Here is a 16,625-nt window from a genome sequence, read left to right on the forward strand (position 1 = left end):
TGGGCAACACAAAAAAATTTCGCGGAGGGAACCCCCCTCAACTATAGACCAGCATCTTCACAAACATCCAGGGCTGCAGCGAGACGTAGAGAATCAGAAGCGACACAACAATGGTCACAACAAACACCACAACATTCCAGCGGAGAATCTTTCTGCCGTCAAGCGGGCCCACCGGCAGCATGTTGAAGAATGCCAGCATCGCATTTACCTGGAAACCGATCATTCCCAGATAGAACAGGAATCCGGGAACCGTGAACTGACTAATCTCAGCCCCGCCCATAACAATACCTGCAATCATGCAGATAAAAAACGGAACTGCAAGAATCAGATTTATCGCAGGACCCGCAAAAGAGATGATACCATTCTCTTTCTTGGTCATCTCGCGTCCGGCAGTATTGATCAGCGTTGCTCCGGGCGCGGCAAACACAATACCGGTCACCACCGCAATGACGACTGCGAGCAGCAGCATCTGTGTGTTCTTGCGAAACTCTGCCCAGTAACCGTATCTGATTGCCGCAAACTTGTGCGCCATCTCATGCAGAACAAAAGACAGCCCGACCGTTATGACTGCAACAATAAACGTCAGCGCAAGCGTGTCGATCGAAATTTTAGTAAAGTCGGTGACAAACGCAATGCCCCCTGAGATACCGAGCGTGAATGCGACCGCAAGACAGAACCATGCAATCAGCAGGTCCCGCTTTTCAAACGGAGAGATCTTTTCAAGAAGACTCAAGTTACTCACCGCACCCCACACGCACACACTCCTCCAGCGTTCCCATCCGCGGAGTCACACCACACATTCCGGGCAGGTACGAAAACGCCTTGCCCGAGTTGGTCATAACACTTCCCGTGTGATCCATTAACGGTGAGACCACCATACAGGTATCAGGCACCACTTTTGCTCCTGCCTTCTCAATCACCATAAGATCTGTTGCGCAGGACGCCCGCATCTCTTCAGCGATGAACACATAAAACGGCATCACCGTTTTTTTGCCGGAAAGCAGCTGGGCAACGCGTGCCACCTCCTCCTTTGACAGATGCGGACAGCCGACCGCAACAGCTGTTACCTCAAGATCAGCGAACACATTCAGCACGTCTGCAACCTCGATCGTGACAACCTCACGCTCGTCCTCGGCGATGTGTTTCTTGAAGAACGGGAACCTTGACTCAGGCGTAATCCCGTTCACATGATAGAGTGCGACCGCTCCTGACGCAGCCATTGCCGCGCCAAGACTCTTCAGCATATCACGGTTCGGTCTGATGTCCATGAACAGAGGAATTCTGTTGCCGGCAACTCCGCCCGCAACAACACCGAGCGCACCGTACTCGGCATTCGTCCAGTTTTTCGCGGCTTCTGGGTCGTCCAAGCGGAACTCAATCTGCGGCAGCCGGTTTTTCACAATATGCAGACCGTACTCAGGCGTCTTGCCGGTCAGGGCAGCCGCAAGAGCGGAGGGTCCGCCCTCGCGGTTCGTTCGTGCACCAAGCACCGAGTTTGCGTAGCTGACTGCTGAGGACTCGGACCATGCAAGATGATCGCCGCGCTCAACAATGCTGAAGTAGTACGGCGTGCAGGTACAAGTCGGCCGGATGCCGAGCCTGACGTATGCCTCGTTTACCTGCTTCTGCTTCTCGGCAAAACTTGCCGGAATGCCGAGTTCCTCCCATCCTTCGCGGGGCATGCCGATCGGATTTAAGAATGCCGGCACAACTGCCTTCGCATCAATACTTGACAGCCACTCAAGACCGGCATCGCCAATCGTTTTGAACGAAGCTCCGGAGACCTGCACACTCTTTACCGGAATAAAGCGTTCGGCATCGTAGATTTTCCCGAGAGCCAGTAAAATCTCCATCATCTTCTGACGGCTCTCGCCGTGTTCGCCGTTCAGCAGCGCCTGATCGTACGTATCCAGTTCCATTTTCACTCCTTACTTATTCATTCCAGTCAGCACGGATAAACTCATCCTCATGCCCGAGTTCCATCGTCGCGTCAATACCCATCTTCACGTTCATGCCGTCACCGATTCTGCACGGGTCAAGTGAACTGCCGCGAACGCCTGCGATGATCATCACATCCTGATCCGCACGCACGCGTGTTGCGATAGCAAACTCCACATCGTTCGGGTCATAGATGTTGATGTCTTCGTCAACGACGACGACATGCTTCAGTGAGGTGTGGGCGGCGAACGCTGCCATGATCACATTTTTGCCGTCGCCGTTGGTCATCTTTTTTACCTGCACGACTGCATGGAAATAGCCTGCGCCTCCGGGCGTCAGGTACACGTCGCGAACGTTCGTCACGTTTGCTGCGGCCTGATAAATTCTCGGCTCGTACGGTGCACCCATCAGCATCTTGTGTTCTGCGCCTGCCGGCACAATGCCGTGATAGATGAAGTCAGGTTTGCATGCCATGCCTTCGAGTTCGATCACCGGTTGCATGCGGATGGGATCATACGTTCCGCTGATGTCAACGAACGGCCCCTCTTCATGAAGCTCCGCAGTCATGTAGCCGTAGAGCACAATCTCTGCGTCCGGCACACGGATGCCGTTCGGACATTCATAGAGCGGCATGTCCTTGCCGAGAATTTCTGCTGCATACGCCATCTCCTTTCCTTCCGGCACGCGGGTGCATGCGGCAAACGTTACCGCAGGATGAGCTCCAATCGTTATTGCGATCGGGAGTTTTTTGCCGGCAGCCTTTGCCTGCTGAAGCAGCTTGTAGGTATGGCGGCCTTCCACAATTCTTCCGATCAGATGCGTGTCGTCAAGTACCTCCAGCCGGTGAATCGAGGCGTTCTCCACACCATTGAATGCGGAGAAGACCACGCCGGACGTCAGGTATCTGCCGGCGTCTTTGGGGAAGTGCTTCATGATTGGGAGTGCCGAAAGTTTTGCCGGAACAAACGTGAGTTTTCCTGCGTCATGGGTTTTCCCTGAGTAGGTGCAGGCGGCAAGCGTCTTCACGAGTTTTTCCTCAGGAATATTCAGCGCAACCGAGAGACTCCTGCGGTCGAAGATCGTGTTCATCACACATTTGTGTCCGTCGCAGTTGTGGAAGTAGAGCATCTTCTTACTGTTGTAGTAGGCCTGCTTCGGTGCTTCGTATACTGAAGAGACTGGTTCAGATATCTCCTCGACCAGTCCGTTGGCAATCATTCGTTTGATAAATTCTCTCATTCTTTCCACCGTGATCCAAGTGTATGGGAAATTCCGCAGTGATCCAGTACGCGGGCGGCGATCATGTCGGCGAGATCATTGATCGTCTCCGGATGCGTGTAGAGCGGAGGGGAGGCAGGCATGATGACCGCTCCCGCGTCATGTGCGGCAAGCATATTGACTAAATGCACCCGGGAATACGGAGTCTCCCGAGGTACAAGAATCAGTTTTCTGCGCTCTTTGAGGCAGACGTCTGCGGCGCGGGAGATCAGTGTTGCTCCGTAACCGCCTGCAATTGAGGCGAGGCTCTTCATGCTGCATGGAATAACGACCATGGCATCAAACAAAAACGAGCCGCTCGCAATGCCTGCGGCAAGGTCGCAGTTTTCTTCATACTGAACCGGGTAGCCGGAAAGGTCGACCTCTTCGAGGCGAGCGACGGTTCTTGCGGTGTCGGAGATTATCAGATACACTTCGACGCCGTCCGTTTTCGTGAGGGCTTCAATAAGCCGTTTTGCGTACAGCGTACCGGAAGCTCCGGTAACTCCGACAACGATCCGCTTCATCTCTCTTATATTATATCTGTGAGTTTATCTTGTTTTGTTGCGTGACGCAGGGAGAATACTTCGCGGGCGGCTTCGCCTACCCGGTCGCGAAGTTCGGCAGGTGCATACACGCCAAGCCGCCACTGGCCGTGACGGGTGGCGTTCATCATCTCAAGCATGGGAACAATTTCATTGAACGGCACGAGGTCGTGATGCCTTCTGACTAAAACGTCCATGCGGATTTCCTTACGAAGCGACGGGATGTCAAGGATGACGTCTTCGTCCGCAACGCCCGCGGTCTCCACAATTGCCTGATGCATGCGGCTGATGCTTTCTTTTGTCTGCGGCAGATGATCGACGTCCACCAGTTCGCGTCCTGCGTAGACCGAACGTTTGTAGAGCCTTCGCTTTCTGATGCGGTCGATCAGTTCCCGCGTGGTCTCCGAAGGAGAGTTGAGCAGAACTGCGGCTGCTGTCACATCGTCAAGCTGCATGAATTCTCCTATGCCGGCGGCGTCGTCGCCGAAGTGGGAGCGGCCTGCAAGAAGAAACATCTCTTCAGCGATTCTGCATGCATGATGATAGTACACGGTTGGCCCCATGAGGGTTCGTGCGATCAGAAGCGACTCAGCTGCCGAGATGCCGGATTCGTTGAGAACGAGTTTGCCGGAGACGATCTCAAGTGATTGAATAAGTCTGCCGGCGTCAAAGTTTCCGTACGGTGCACCGGTATAGTGGGCGTCACGGAGCAGGTAGTCCATGCGATCGACGTCAAGGTCTCCGTGTATGATGCCTGAATGCGGGTGGCCGCCGGCGACAAGAGCTGCTACTTCGTCCGGGCTTACGGAAATTTTTCCAAGCTGGGCATCTATTGCTGGATCGGTCAGAAGGTTTCTGATGTTGTCGTGAGAAAAGGGTTGGTACTCCTGCATGAGCCGTTCGCTTGCATGGGAGTACGGGCCGTGCCCGATATCGTGAAGAAGGGCTGCGGTGCAGATGGTTTTTGTTTCGGATGTTTTGAGTCCGAGTCTGCCGCAGAGGAGCGAGGCGAGATGCATTGCTCCAAGAGAGTGTTCGAATCTGCTGTGGTTTGCTCCGGGATATATCAGGTATGCAAATCCCAGCTGGCGGATATGGTGCAGACGCTGTACCGCGCAGGTGTCCATGAGCGGTACGAGTTCTGCAGGTACTTCGATGTATCCGTGTACTGGGTCTTTGATATGTTTTGGCATACTGGGTTTATGTGTTTGCTGCCGTTGCGAAATTGATCAGCATCTGTCCTGCTCCGGAGTTCAGGATTCCTGCTGCATGGTTGAAGGTGATTGGTGCGGTCTGTTCTCCGACGATTGTTCCGTTCACAACATTATAGACGACGACGCTGTCAGCGTTGCCGCGGTAGGCGTTGAGGAGGGATATTGCGTTGATATAGATGCCGTTCGGTGTCTCGAATACTGCTATCTGGTCGACGTCGTAGTCGATCGGTGCGGTTACGGTGGTCAGTGTGGTTCCTGTTTTCTGCGCAAATGCGTCTGCGTATCCGGAACTCGGCTCCTGAATCATGAATCCTCCAAGGCCTGCGGCGATTCCTGCGAATACGACCATTACTGCAATTACTACTGCGACGATTTCCGCGCTATTTTTTCCCATAATAGTAATTTATATGCAAGTGGTTGTTAAATAATCTTTACACTGTGTTCTGATTTTTTATATGGGGCTGTGGTTTTTTTGGTTGCTTGGTTACTTGACGGGATTTACATCTTTGATTGTTTGTAGCTCCGCCCACGGAAAAACGGAACACACTGAAATACCGCGGAAAAAACATCACGGAGAAGACGTGAACAGCACGGAATCGGGAAGTGATTTTTTTTTTGAGATTTTTCGAGGAATTTCCGTATGTTCTGATTTTCCGTGGGCGGCAAAACGAAAAATCACTTCTCCAGCATCTCAGAGTGAAAATGAATCGGGCACCCTTCATCCGCGTGTCCCCCGTTTCGCATCACCCATGCAAGCAGGGGAACAAGCAGTTCACGCAGCTCCCAGCCGGGAACCGTCAGATAATACCGGACAACCGGCGGCGTCTGGTCCACCACCTGACGACTGATAAGTCCGTTCTCCTCAAGATCCTTCAGGGTATTTGAAAGTGTCTTTGAACTGATGTTGCAGAGGTACCGCTTCAGTTCATTAAATCCCGCAGACCCGTGATTCCCGATTACCGCGATGATCATCAGAGCCCATTTTTTACTGATCGTATCAAGCAGTCCGTGCAGCGGACAAAAACAGATCTCCATATGTATTGGTGACTCCTCAGGCATGGCAGACCACGTTATTCAGTACTTGGACTTTTCTTCATGATAAAGTTAGACACCGATCAGACTTTACATCATTATTTCCGTGATGTTCACGTCTGCTCTGTGATCTTTTTCCCTGAAATTCCGTGTGTTCGGTGTGGTCCGTGGGCGGAGCTGATCAGAGATGCGACAGGTTGAAATTCTCTTCGCTCTAATATATTATCCATCTTTTTGCGAGGGTATCCAAGTGGCCAACGGAGGCTGACTCAAGATCTGCTCTCAAGGAGTTCGCGGGTTCGAATCCCTCCCCTCGCACTTTTCTTTTTCGTCAACCCTGAAAATATTGCACCCTCCATTGAGTTTATGACCCCTCCTGTCGATATACTCAATCATGTCTCCGCACATCCTCGCCATCGCCACCTCCCCCCGCCGCCACGGCAACTCCGAGTCTGCGCTTGATATGATTCTTGATGAACTTGGCGACCGGTTCACCAAGGAAAAAGTTGTCCTCTCTGACCTCTCGGTAGCTCCCTGCAAAGGATGTGGTGCCTGTGAAAGGCTCGGCCGCTGCATTCAGGAGGATGACTTTCAGGACCTCTCGCAAAAAATTCTCGCAGCAGACGTGCTGGTCCTCGCCTCTCCGGTCTACTCGATGTCGGTCTGTTCGCAGGCAAAAGCTCTGATCGACCGGTGTCAGGTTTTCTGGTCGCGAAAGTACGTGCTGCACACCTTTGAGGAGCCGAAAGGAAAAAAGACCGGCCTTTTCATCGCAACCGCCGGCCAGACCCGCGACAACATCTTTGAGCACACCGTTCCGATAGCAAGATTTCTGTTTGATGTGTCAGGCATCAAACCGAAACATACAATGCTTCTCCTTCTCAAAGGTCTTGATAAGAAGACCGACTTTGTGAATAGTTCAACTGCGGTCGCACAAACAAAAGAAATCGCCGCCGCTCTTGCGGCAGGCATCGAGGAGTTATGACCCGTATTCTTGCAGTCAACGGAAGCCCGCGTAAACGCGGCAACACGGAGACGGTTCTTGACGCGTTTCTTCATGGTGCGGAACGTGCGGGAGCCGCAGTATCGAAGATAACTCTTGTGGACATCGATCACAAAAACTGCCGGGGCTGTAATGCATGCCACAAAAAAGGGGTCTGCATTCTCAATGATGATCTGACGCCAATCTTTGAAGAGGTGATGTCTTCAGATATTTTGGTGCTTGCGTCCCCCATCTACTCCATGACGGTTACCGCCGAGATGAAGTCCTTCATCGACCGCGGCCAGTTCCTCTGGGCGCAGAAGTTCGTCACAAAGACGCTGTCGTTTTCGCCAAAGCATCTTGCAAATCATGTCGGGGTATATCTCGGAACGTCGGGTCAGGACATCCCCCACATCTTTGACGGGGCGTTTCCGGTAGTGCGTGCGTTTTTCAATGATGCCGGATTTTCCTACACGGAAAATGTTCTCTTCCCGGGAATGGATCAGCACGGCGGGGTTAAGGGCTGGCCCGAGTCGGTGGCAAAGGCAGAGGAGGAAGGTAGGCGGATTGCAGGCCTTCTCTGATTTTTTCTTTTTTTTGATTGTAGCTCCGCCCACGGAAAAACGGAACACACTGAAAACATCACGAAAAAAGATCACGGAGCAGACGTGAACATCACGGAAATATATTCAGAATAAATCATGGGCAGGCTTCTTGTGTTTTAAAAATTCAAAGTTCCGTGTTGTTCACGTCTGCTCCGTGATGTTTTTCTGTGAAATTTCCGTGTGTTCCGTTTTTCCGTGGGCGGAGCTATGATCAAAACACCCTTCACCCCTTCCTGATATCAGGATACTCCCGCACAAGTCTCCGCCGCCACATCTCTGTGGGAGACTCATCCATCAGAGCCTCAGCTACCTGTGCCTGAGCCCGTGCGGCAGTGGACGCCCGTCCGAGCATCCTTGTCGTCTCCCGCGCCTGCCGCATCGGCTGAAATAAAATACCGCACTCAGCATCCCAGAATATCAGCGCCTCAGGAGGAGCAGGATGCACACGATGGCCTGTCTCGCTCAGCAGCTCCTCAATTATCGCAGGTTCCGCAACTCCAGCACCTATTGACGCAAGAGCGCCTGCCATACCTCTCACCATATTCCAGAGAAAACTTTTCGCCGCCACCTCAAAGACCGGACACCCGTCAGCCCCCGCAAACACCGAAGCACTCGTCACCGTCCGGTTCGGATCGCGTCCCTCCTCCATCTTGGCAAACCGCGTAAAATTGTGCACGCCGACAAACTTCTCCGCCGCCTCATTCATCGCAGCAATATCTGCCGGATAGGGAAAATAGTACCGATAGGTCCGGCTCGTCACCGCATAGCGGGGATAAAAATCCGGCTCAACCTCAGCTGAGCCAAGACACCAGATATCATCAGGCAGCCAGAAGTTCAGCGCATCAACTGCCTTCTCCGGATAATCCGTAGTAATGGATGCAACCTGCCGCCGTGCGGACACGCCCTTATCCGTCCTGCCCGCTATCCGGAAATGTGCCTCCTTTGCATCAGCAAAAAGGCCGAGACCTACACCTGCTGCAACAAACTCGCCTTCGACTGTTCGTTTGTTCGGCTGAAACTGAGAGCCGGCAAACCCGTCGCCCTTATACCCGACAAGAAATGCCAGCTTCATTTCTTCCGGTGAACCATTCTCCGCCTTGGCCGGTGCCGGAACTTTGGCACGCGTCTGCGCATTTTCCGCACCGTGTTGTCCCATGACTGGCGGGTGTAGGTGCGAAGCGGCGTTTTTTTGCAGGTGCAGGTGATCCTTCCCGCTCTCATCGCCGCAAGAATCGCATCAACCGATCGCTCCTCTGCCTCAATCTCGGTCACACCAAACCCGACATACCTGCAGTTGTGCGCATCAGAGCCTGCGGTAACCGGTAGATGATACTTCTTTGCGACTTTTGCTGCCTTCTGGTTTGCCGTACCGATAATGTATCTGCTGTTGAACGCCTCAACTGCGTCCGCGTCCTTCAGTGCGTTCCGGCACTTGAGGCCGACGCCGTGCCGCCACCGGTGAAACGGATGAGGAACGACCGTTACCGCTCCAAGGGATTTTGCCTCGGCTATTGTTTTGAGCACATCCTGTTTTGGCGCAAGAATGTTTGTGGTGCCAAGCACCAGCAGATGTCCCTGTTTTGTGGAGACCTCGATTCCCGGGATGATTAAAATTCCCGGATTTTTCAGGGAGAGTGCATGAATGGCCCCTTCTGTTGTGTCGTGATCGGTGATGGCAACCGCGTCAAGTCCTGCAGCTACTGCTGCTGCGATGACCTCTTCGACCGAACTCTCGCCGTCCCGCGATGCGTTTGTGTGAACATGCAGATCACATTTGAGAAGGACCATTTTGATGATTAGGGAGTTCTCTCTTATTCCTGATTAACATTACTACTGTATTTCTAAAGCCAGAGCAGCTGTAGTCACATGTGCGGCTACAAAATTTCCAACCATTTTGGATATTTTCAACAATGGGGGTATTTCCTTTGTTTTTCAAAAATCTTGTAGCCGATGTAGCCGGGTTTTTGCTATTCTGTTTATGAGTAATATTTTACCAAAGATCACAATGTCGATTCAGCGACTACATTATTTTTATTTTCTGCGTATACAGGTATTTTTCCAAAATGCTTCGCAAACATCGGTTATTTTGTAGCCGCATCCTCCGGCTACATTCACTCTCCAGTCTTAGATCTTTGATTGTAGTTCCGCCCACGGAAAAACGGAACACACTGAAAATATCACGGAAAAAACATCACGGAGCAGACGTGAACAGCACGGAAATATCTATTATATTAAGTGCGAATTCCGTGTTGTTCACGTCTGCTCCGTGATGTTTTTTTCTGTAAAATTCTGTGTGTTCCGTTTTTCCGTGGGCGGAGCTACGATATGCGGCAAAAACATGCGAATCGTGGGCAGCTCATCATTCAAAAGGATGCAGAGCCTCAACCCCAACTATTTCGATGTTGGAAGGCAATAGAATAAATCATCTATGCATGTCCTCTTCCCTACCGGCCGCCAGAGTGAGGCGGCACTGCGTTCTGCTCTCGCTGGTGTTGATGCGTTCACCTTTGATATCGTGCCGACCGGGGAGATTGCATCCTTTCTTTCTCCGGGGACTCTCACCCGCCTCGTGGATGCAGGGGTATACGACTGCGTTGTCGTCTCCGGCATGTGTACAGCGTCCTTCGATTCGGTTGAGCAGCACTCAGGCGTTCCGGTGCGAAAAGGAACCCGCCATGCCGCAGACATGCGGCTCTGCATTCCTTTGATTCTGGAAGGGAAACTCTCGAAAACCATTCCTGCCGACGACCTCCTCGCAGACGTTCGACGAAAACTTGCGGCCTCCCGTCTTGCCGCATCCGAAGACACAGCAACGCCTGAGTTTACCATTCGCGGTGTCAAGTTCGGCGGCTCCTCCCGCATCAAGGTCATCCATGAGATCATGGATGCCCATCGCCATCCCTCCCTGCGGGACGCGGTCTTCTCCGCAATTTCCTGTGGGGCTGATGTTGTGGATCTCGGATTCGGATTTGACGCGACCTTTGACGATGTCGTCCGCTGTTTCTCCGCGGTCGCCGACCTCGACCTCCCGCTCTCGGTCGATACGATCGACCCCGAGCTTATCAGGGCGGCCCTGTTTCGGTGCGATTTGATCTTTTCCCTGACCAAGGAAACCATTCCTCTCCTTGCCGACGCCGTCAAAGAGTGCGGTACCGCGGCAGTTCTCATTCCCCGCAATGCAACGCTTGAAGAGACCGTTGCCGCCGCGAAGAATGCCGGTCTATTGAAGATCCTTGCCGACCCGCTTCTTCAGCCGCCGCTCTCAGGACTCGCCTCCTCGCTTGCCGGCTACCTGCCTGAGTTCGGCTGCCCCAAAGTTCTCGGCTGTGTGAACGTGATTGAGATGGTTGACGCCGACAGCCCGGGGATCTGTGCCCTGCTTGCCTCAGCCGCCGCAGAGTGCGCCGCCGCCGCCGTCCTCGTCTCCGAACACTCCGACAAAACGCACGGCGCAACCGCCGAGATGCGGCGTGCGACAGAGATGATGGTGTTATCAGAAGGCCGCCCTTACCCCAAAGACGTCGGCGTTGATCTTCTGATCCTCAAAGAAAAACGATGCAGAAGAGAACCTCCTCTCGTGTATGAAAAAATCTCTGACGTGCCTGCGGCATCAGATGACCTCTCCCAGTACGACCCCTGCGGCAATTTCCGCATAGGCATTGAAGACGGTATGATCGTTGCGGTACGAAACGGCCGTGCCGTTCGTGGTACAAACTGGTATGATGTCTTCTCGGCAATCCTCGCCGAAGAAGGCGTCTCGCTCCTCGACCATGCAGGATATCTTGGGAAGGAACTCTACAAAGCAGAGCTTGCGATCCGGTTCGGCAGAAGTTTTGAACAGGATGGGGAGTTTTGAACGCTGTTTTTTTGAAAAACGCGAATAGCGCGAATAGCGCGAATAAAAATCGCCAATGGCGATTTTTCATTAGAAAATATTTTTTTTGTTTTTTTCTGAACGAATGGATTTGTCTGAAAATAAGCTACTTTAGTAAACTCTTGAATATCGCCATTGGCAATTTTTATTCGCGTTATTCCGCGAAGCGGTGAGCATGCCTTCGGCATGCGATTCGTGCTATTCGCGTTCTTCGCGTTTTTCAAAAAAAATCATACAGTACCCACAGGATTGTTCTTATATCAGATTCATCCCAATAACTGTATAGTACCATGAATATCACCATCCGCCCATACGAATCCACAGACCTCTATCATGTCATGACCGTCTGGAACTCCATCATCGCCGAAGGTGATGCATTCCTCGAAGAAACCGCCCTCACCCCTGAAGACATGCAAAAATTTCTGGACCAGTACCGTGTTTACTGCGCAAAAATCGGCAGCGAAGTTGCCGGTGTCTACCTGCTTCGCAAACTCAACCTCGGCAAAGGCGCTCACATCGCCGAAGTCCTCTATGCCGTAAAATTCTCGTTCCGCAACTTAGGTGTTGGAAAAACCATGAGCGAACACTCGAGCAAAACCGCCCGCGAACTTGGATTCTCCTCACTCGTCTGCCAACGCGTCTCAGGTATGAATCCTGCCGCCCTCAATTTCCTCACCAAATGCGGCTTCGTCCCGGCAGGCGAGATCTCCCGCGGATACCGCAACGTCAAAACAGTCAAAGTCGATCAAAATTCCGCAGCCGATGAATCGAAAAAAGGACTGCTTGGAAAAATCTTTGAAAAGAAACCAGCAGAACCAGTTGAAAAAACCGTTGTCGACTACTACTCGCTCTACACCTACCAAAAAGACGTCTGAATCTCCCATGCGGTACTATCTCAGAGAAAACGTCCTCATCGTCAGAGGAGACTTTCGTGCGGCAAGCAGCGGAGTGGGCGGCGGAATTGCCGACGTCCGAACTGTTCTCAACGTCACCGTCCCAAGAAATTTTTCCGGTGACGCGTCCAGAGAAATCGACCGCATCTCAAACGAACAGGGATTCCTTCAGCCCCAGTTCGGACTCCTGACCGCAGTCCCGATAACCAACCTTTGCATCGCCAAGTACGACTACATCACCGTCTTCGTCACCGCCGGCGTCTCAGACAACAACCGCACCATAAACATCATCATCACTTCAAATCGACCGCTTTCCGACGCCGCACTTCTTGGCGCAATGACTACTGCAACCGAAGTCAAAATGCAGGTACTTGCCGACCGGAAACTCCCTTCTGGCGCATCACCTACCGATGCAGTCGTGGTTGCCGCAGAAAAATCCCGCTCCGCTCCTGAGATGTTTGCAGGAATTCTCACCGAAACCGGAGAGAGGATTGCCAAAGCTGTTCGTCAGGCGCTCACCGAAGCACTGATTCGGTTTGATAACTATCTCCTTTCAACATGGGGCGTTTCCCGTGGATGGTCGCGTGATGCTCCCGGGTTCGTAAAGCGGACCCGTCCCTCCTATTTTATCTACAGCCGCTACGGCGGAGACCACTGGACCGAGTGGGTGCCGGAAGGCTGCCCCTATTATCCCTGCCATAACTACTCCCGCCAGCAGTGCAGTTTCTGTTACTGCCCGCTTTACCCCTGCATGGATACTTCGCTTGGCGCCATGATAGAAACCCCGCACGGAGAGGTGTGGAGCTGCATGGATTGCCGGCTCGTTCACGTGCCTGAAGTCACGGCTCATCTGCTGGAAAATCCTGAAGCTGACGTTGCCGAACTGAAACTGATGCAAAAAAAGTAAGTGTTGCATTATGTACGTTTGAGCCGCCCACGGAAAATCTGAACACACTGAAAATATCACGGAAAAACATCACGGAGCAGACGTGAATATCACAGAAATAATTTTTTCGTATTCCGTGATGTTCCCGTCTGCCCCGTGATGTTTTTTTTCTTTGAAATCTCCGTGTGTTCCGTTTTTCCGTGGGCGACTAAAACGAACTAACACAAAGCCAAAAAAAGTGAATGTATTTTGAAACTTAGATGCCGAGCTTCTTGGTAAGCTCATCTAAGGGGATACCGTGAACCATTGCGGCCTCGCGGATGGTCTCATTGTTTGCGATTGCACAACCAAGGCAGCCCATGCCAAAGCTCTGAAGGACTGCTGCGCTCTGTGGTTTCTCACGGAGAAGCTCTGCGATCGTTGAATCGATGGTAATTGCCATGTATAGTAGATTAGCTACTTTACTACTTGATGTTTCCGAACTGAGCATTTTCAGTACGCGTGGTCAGGGTTTTATATCTCAACACACCAATCAGTTTGTTGGAGATCATTATGGACCCAGAACAGATCCAGCAGATTACCGACAGAATCTCCCAAAAATTAGAATCCAAAGGAGTTTCGCCGGACAGGCAGAGCATTACGGAAAAACTTGCAAGCTACATCAACGAGTATGGTGTGGTTGCATATGAGGCTGAACGCAAAGTTCTGTCTGATCAGCTGAAGCTGTATGAAATTCCGGCTGACGAACAGCCGGCAGCCGCAGCTGCTCCTGAAGGAGGCGTGTTCGCGCTCGCTGACATTCAACCAAACGACTGGGTAACCATTGAGGTGAAGGTTGTGTCTTTGCAGGCACCAAACTCCCCGTCGATTGCGCAGACCGGTGTCCTTGCGGACAGTTCGGGTGCGGTACGGTTTGTGGTGTTTTCCAAGGCAGATGGTATTCCCCAGATGGAGCTTGAGCACTGGTACCGGATTGAGTCGGCGGTTGTTGACTCGTTTCGTGATGTGCCGAGTCTGAAGATTCATTCAGGTTCCAAAGTTACGCCGATTGCTGATGACCGAAGTCTGATGCCGGCACCTCCTGCCCCTCTGGCGACTCTCACGCCCGGCGTTGCGGCGTCGGTGCAGGTGAAGTTTGTTGAGGAGTGGGAGTCTCGGAGCGAGCGCATGCTGCAGAGCGGCCTTGTTGCGGACGCGTCAGGTAAGATGAAGTTTGTTCTGTGGAAGGATGAAGGGAGAGAGAAACTCACTCTTGGGTCTGTGTATAATATATTCTATGCGAGTGTGGACTCGTTTGGCGGGCGTTTGTCGCTCGCGCTGAACTCCGGCGTGTGGATGGAGAATGAGGATGCAGAAATTTCCGTTCCTGTGGTGACGTCTGCTCCCAAAGAGGAGCTGCCGGTAACAAACATCCGCGATCTTGCGGTCGGATACGCGACGGTTCGCGTGAAGTTTGTTGAGGAGTGGGAGTCTCGGAGCGAACGTATGCTGCAGACCGGTCTTGTTGGTGATGAGACCGGTCGCACGAAGTTTGTTCTGTGGAAGGATGCATCCAAAGAGAAACTTGTTCCGGGACTGGTGTATCTGATCAAAAATGCGAAGGTGGATGAATATAACGGGCGTTTGTCGCTCGCGCTGAACAGTGCCGAGTACTCTGTTGTTGAAGACGGGGTGGATATTGCGGTGCAGGGCGTGGCGCCCACGGCACCTCTGCCGGTGACGAGCGTCCGCGATCTTGCGGTCGGGTATGCTTCGCTTCGCGTAAAGTTTGTTGAGGAGTGGGAGTCGCGGAGCGAGCGCATGCTGCAGACCGGTCTTGTTGGTGATGAGACCGGCCGCGTGAAGTTTGTTCTGTGGAAGGATGATACGAAGGAGAAGCTTGAGCCCGGCCGCGTGTATCATGTGACGAACGCGAAGGTGGATGAGTACAACGGCCGGCTTTCGCTCACCTTAAATCCTGCGACATATGAGGCGGATGAACCTGAGGCTGATATTGCGGTCGGTACGGCAACTGATGAGTTTTCCGGTGCAGTTGTGCAGATTTCCGGAGGCTCGGGTCTGGTGAAGCGGTGTTCTGTTGAAGGATGTAACCGCGTTCTGTCCAGGCAGAACTTCTGTCCGGTTCACGAGATTCAGCCGAATTTCCATTATGATCTGCGGATCAAGGGAGTTCTGGATGATGGGAAGAAGGCGTATAATGTGCTGATCGGTCGCGAGGTGACCGAGGCTCTGACCGGAGTTACTATGGAGCAGGCGATTGATCTTGCGTCGGATAGCCCTCTTGGTCTTGAAGAGGTGCAGGCACAGTTTGTGGAAAAGTTGTGCGGCAGATATCTCCGCTGTTTCGGCAATGATTTTGAAGGCAGGATTTTGGTGAAGTCTGCTGAGTTTATCCATCTTGATCCGTCGGTTACTGCGGAGCTGATGAATCGCGCGGGTTCGGTGTTCGGAGGTGAAGAGCAATGAGTGAGTCTAATTCTAATTTTATGTCGTATGAGCGCGAGCCGGCAAAACGGGTGTTTGCTGCGGAGCTGCGCGAGGCTTCGAAGACGTTTAAGGATACTGAGGATGAGAAGAGTCCGCTGTATGTTCTTCTGCCGACCGGCGAGCGGTGTAATCGTGTTCTTTTGACAGGTACGATTACTCAGAAGGATAAACTGGGTGATCAGAATGTTCTGTATCGTGCGCGGATTTCGGATCCGACTGGCTTGTTTTTTGTGACTGCCGGATCGTATCAGCCTGAGGCGATGCATCAGCTTGCAAAGATTGATCCTGAGATGCCGGTATTTGTTGCGGTTATTGGGAAGCCGAGCGTCTACACGTCGCCGGACGGAAAGGTTCTGACTTCGGTTCGCGCGGAGTCTGTTCTGGTTGTGGATCAGGAGACGCGCGATCTCTGGATTCTGGATGCTGCCCGTGCAACGTTGGACAGGGTTGACGCTTCTTCGGCAGAAACGTCTGACGCAGACGTTCTTCTTGCGCGTGAAACATATCGGTTTGGTCCTGAGCACTGGCGGCGCATGGTGTATGATGCGCTGAGCAGAATGATGAGCATCTGATTTTTCTCTCATCCTCATTTTTCTTTTCTGATATTTTTTTGAGATCAGTTTTGTTTTAGTAATTTTTTTTGGCTGTTTGTTTTCCGGCGTTTTCTTCACAGGTTTCGGATTTTGTTTCGCTGTCTTTATATCTCTCTTCATCCTATGTTGTTAGCTCACAGTCACTCATGTGTTTTGTGAGAAATCAGGCGAGCTTTTTCGTCTGATTGGTATCATCCAGCAGTTCGGAGGGTTTATATCTTCTCAGAACGTATGATGTTACCTCGCAAACAGCGCGACCTGCGCTGAGATGGCGAACCCTCAAAAGTTCACATCTCGTGCAGTCTCGAAGAGTATAAAT

General features: G+C 52.2%; 17 protein-coding genes and 1 tRNA gene. 8 read left to right on the forward strand and 10 right to left on the reverse strand.

Annotated elements, in window-relative coordinates:
* Nucleotides 1-37: 37 nt before the first annotated feature.
* The 7 genes from McpAg1_RS01630 to McpAg1_RS01660 all read right to left on the reverse strand — a co-directional run bounded on the left by McpAg1_RS01630 (nucleotide 38) and on the right by McpAg1_RS01660 (nucleotide 6,013).
* Nucleotides 38-742, reverse strand: coding sequence for a site-2 protease family protein (locus tag McpAg1_RS01630; protein WP_338093561.1), 705 nt, complete (start codon nucleotides 740-742; stop codon nucleotides 38-40).
* Nucleotides 735-1,919, reverse strand: a complete 1,185-nt coding sequence (locus McpAg1_RS01635; RefSeq protein ID WP_338093543.1) for an aconitase X — start codon at nucleotides 1,917-1,919, stop codon at nucleotides 735-737. The genes McpAg1_RS01630 and McpAg1_RS01635 overlap by 8 nt, the downstream gene beginning before the upstream one ends.
* 13 nt (nucleotides 1,920-1,932) lie before the next feature.
* Nucleotides 1,933-3,177 carry a UbiD family decarboxylase gene (locus McpAg1_RS01640; protein ID WP_338093544.1) on the reverse strand — a complete coding sequence of 415 codons (1,245 nt, stop codon included), beginning with the start codon at nucleotides 3,175-3,177 and terminating at the stop codon, nucleotides 1,933-1,935.
* Nucleotides 3,174-3,722, reverse strand: a complete 549-nt coding sequence (locus McpAg1_RS01645; protein ID WP_338093545.1) for a UbiX family flavin prenyltransferase — start codon at nucleotides 3,720-3,722, stop codon at nucleotides 3,174-3,176. Before McpAg1_RS01645 ends, McpAg1_RS01640 begins: the two co-directional genes overlap by 4 nt.
* Before the next feature lie 5 nt (nucleotides 3,723-3,727).
* A complete protein-coding gene (locus McpAg1_RS01650) occupies nucleotides 3,728-4,933 on the reverse strand; it encodes an HD domain-containing protein (protein ID WP_338093546.1) in 1,206 nt (401 codons plus the stop codon).
* A 7-nt stretch (nucleotides 4,934-4,940) separates the two neighbouring features.
* Complete coding sequence (locus tag McpAg1_RS01655; RefSeq protein WP_338093547.1) at nucleotides 4,941-5,348, reverse strand: hypothetical protein; 408 nt, start codon at nucleotides 5,346-5,348, stop codon at nucleotides 4,941-4,943.
* A gap of 281 nt (nucleotides 5,349-5,629) precedes the next feature.
* Nucleotides 5,630-6,013: a winged helix-turn-helix transcriptional regulator gene (locus tag McpAg1_RS01660; RefSeq protein WP_338093548.1), complete on the reverse strand. Its 384-nt coding sequence runs from the start codon at nucleotides 6,011-6,013 to the stop codon at nucleotides 5,630-5,632.
* A 209-nt stretch (nucleotides 6,014-6,222) separates the two neighbouring features.
* Here McpAg1_RS01660 and McpAg1_RS01665 point away from each other — a divergent pair.
* From McpAg1_RS01665 to McpAg1_RS01675, 3 genes are all read left to right on the forward strand, one after another.
* A tRNA-Leu gene (locus tag McpAg1_RS01665) sits at nucleotides 6,223-6,304 on the forward strand.
* Between the two features lie 76 nt (nucleotides 6,305-6,380).
* Nucleotides 6,381-6,971 carry a flavodoxin family protein gene (locus tag McpAg1_RS01670; protein ID WP_338093549.1) on the forward strand — a complete coding sequence of 197 codons (591 nt, stop codon included), beginning with the start codon at nucleotides 6,381-6,383 and terminating at the stop codon, nucleotides 6,969-6,971.
* Nucleotides 6,968-7,552: a flavodoxin family protein gene (locus McpAg1_RS01675; protein ID WP_338093550.1), complete on the forward strand. Its 585-nt coding sequence runs from the start codon at nucleotides 6,968-6,970 to the stop codon at nucleotides 7,550-7,552. Before McpAg1_RS01670 ends, McpAg1_RS01675 begins: the two co-directional genes overlap by 4 nt.
* Before the next feature lie 244 nt (nucleotides 7,553-7,796).
* On the opposite strand, the gene truA is transcribed toward McpAg1_RS01675, so the two are convergent.
* Nucleotides 7,797-8,645 (reverse strand): tRNA pseudouridine(38-40) synthase TruA, encoded by an 849-nt coding sequence (gene truA, locus McpAg1_RS01680; RefSeq protein WP_338093551.1) that lies wholly within the window; start codon nucleotides 8,643-8,645, stop codon nucleotides 7,797-7,799.
* Nucleotides 8,642-9,361 (reverse strand): CehA/McbA family metallohydrolase, encoded by a 720-nt coding sequence (locus tag McpAg1_RS01685; RefSeq protein WP_338093552.1) that lies wholly within the window; start codon nucleotides 9,359-9,361, stop codon nucleotides 8,642-8,644. The genes truA and McpAg1_RS01685 overlap by 4 nt, the downstream gene beginning before the upstream one ends.
* 640 nt (nucleotides 9,362-10,001) lie before the next feature.
* On the opposite strand from McpAg1_RS01685, the gene McpAg1_RS01690 reads away from it, so the two are divergent.
* From McpAg1_RS01690 to McpAg1_RS01700, 3 genes are all read left to right on the forward strand, one after another.
* Complete coding sequence (locus McpAg1_RS01690) at nucleotides 10,002-11,429, forward strand: DUF4346 domain-containing protein (protein ID WP_338093553.1); 1,428 nt, start codon at nucleotides 10,002-10,004, stop codon at nucleotides 11,427-11,429.
* Nucleotides 11,430-11,737: 308 nt separating this feature from the next.
* A complete protein-coding gene (locus McpAg1_RS01695) occupies nucleotides 11,738-12,322 on the forward strand; it encodes a GNAT family N-acetyltransferase (RefSeq protein WP_338093554.1) in 585 nt (194 codons plus the stop codon).
* Nucleotides 12,323-12,329: 7 nt separating this feature from the next.
* On the forward strand, nucleotides 12,330-13,247 hold the full coding sequence (locus McpAg1_RS01700) for an adenosylcobinamide amidohydrolase (RefSeq protein ID WP_338093555.1): 918 nt from the start codon (nucleotides 12,330-12,332) through the stop codon (nucleotides 13,245-13,247).
* A gap of 235 nt (nucleotides 13,248-13,482) precedes the next feature.
* On the opposite strand, the gene McpAg1_RS01705 is transcribed toward McpAg1_RS01700, so the two are convergent.
* Complete coding sequence (locus tag McpAg1_RS01705) at nucleotides 13,483-13,668, reverse strand: DUF1858 domain-containing protein (protein WP_338093556.1); 186 nt, start codon at nucleotides 13,666-13,668, stop codon at nucleotides 13,483-13,485.
* A gap of 110 nt (nucleotides 13,669-13,778) precedes the next feature.
* Between McpAg1_RS01705 and McpAg1_RS01710 the strand changes: the two genes are divergently transcribed.
* Nucleotides 13,779-15,692: a hypothetical protein gene (locus McpAg1_RS01710; RefSeq protein ID WP_338093557.1), complete on the forward strand. Its 1,914-nt coding sequence runs from the start codon at nucleotides 13,779-13,781 to the stop codon at nucleotides 15,690-15,692.
* Nucleotides 15,689-16,285 carry an RPA family protein gene (locus McpAg1_RS01715; protein ID WP_338093558.1) on the forward strand — a complete coding sequence of 199 codons (597 nt, stop codon included), beginning with the start codon at nucleotides 15,689-15,691 and terminating at the stop codon, nucleotides 16,283-16,285. The genes McpAg1_RS01710 and McpAg1_RS01715 overlap by 4 nt, the downstream gene beginning before the upstream one ends.
* Nucleotides 16,286-16,625 lie beyond the last annotated feature (340 nt).

The sequence above is a fragment of the Methanorbis furvi genome (assembly GCF_032714615.1).
Taxonomy (GTDB): domain Archaea; phylum Halobacteriota; class Methanomicrobia; order Methanomicrobiales; family Methanocorpusculaceae; genus Methanocorpusculum; species Methanocorpusculum furvi.

Coding starts and splice junctions, on each gene's coding strand:
- McpAg1_RS01635 (WP_338093543.1), bottom strand. CDS start 1,919: ATGGAACTGGATACGTACGATCAGGCGCTGCTGAACGGCGAACACGGC.
- McpAg1_RS01640 (WP_338093544.1), bottom strand. CDS start 3,177: ATGAGAGAATTTATCAAACGAATGATTGCCAACGGACTGGTCGAGGAG.
- McpAg1_RS01645 (WP_338093545.1), bottom strand. CDS start 3,722: ATGAAGCGGATCGTTGTCGGAGTTACCGGAGCTTCCGGTACGCTGTAC.
- McpAg1_RS01650 (WP_338093546.1), bottom strand. CDS start 4,933: ATGCCAAAACATATCAAAGACCCAGTACACGGATACATCGAAGTACCT.
- McpAg1_RS01655 (WP_338093547.1), bottom strand. CDS start 5,348: ATGGGAAAAAATAGCGCGGAAATCGTCGCAGTAGTAATTGCAGTAATG.
- McpAg1_RS01660 (WP_338093548.1), bottom strand. CDS start 6,013: ATGCCTGAGGAGTCACCAATACATATGGAGATCTGTTTTTGTCCGCTG.
- McpAg1_RS01670 (WP_338093549.1), top strand. CDS start 6,381: ATGTCTCCGCACATCCTCGCCATCGCCACCTCCCCCCGCCGCCACGGC.
- McpAg1_RS01675 (WP_338093550.1), top strand. CDS start 6,968: ATGACCCGTATTCTTGCAGTCAACGGAAGCCCGCGTAAACGCGGCAAC.
- truA (WP_338093551.1), bottom strand. CDS start 8,645: ATGAAGCTGGCATTTCTTGTCGGGTATAAGGGCGACGGGTTTGCCGGC.
- McpAg1_RS01685 (WP_338093552.1), bottom strand. CDS start 9,361: ATGGTCCTTCTCAAATGTGATCTGCATGTTCACACAAACGCATCGCGG.
- McpAg1_RS01690 (WP_338093553.1), top strand. CDS start 10,002: ATGCATGTCCTCTTCCCTACCGGCCGCCAGAGTGAGGCGGCACTGCGT.
- McpAg1_RS01695 (WP_338093554.1), top strand. CDS start 11,738: ATGAATATCACCATCCGCCCATACGAATCCACAGACCTCTATCATGTC.
- McpAg1_RS01700 (WP_338093555.1), top strand. CDS start 12,330: ATGCGGTACTATCTCAGAGAAAACGTCCTCATCGTCAGAGGAGACTTT.
- McpAg1_RS01705 (WP_338093556.1), bottom strand. CDS start 13,668: ATGGCAATTACCATCGATTCAACGATCGCAGAGCTTCTCCGTGAGAAA.
- McpAg1_RS01710 (WP_338093557.1), top strand. CDS start 13,779: ATGGACCCAGAACAGATCCAGCAGATTACCGACAGAATCTCCCAAAAA.
- McpAg1_RS01715 (WP_338093558.1), top strand. CDS start 15,689: ATGAGTGAGTCTAATTCTAATTTTATGTCGTATGAGCGCGAGCCGGCA.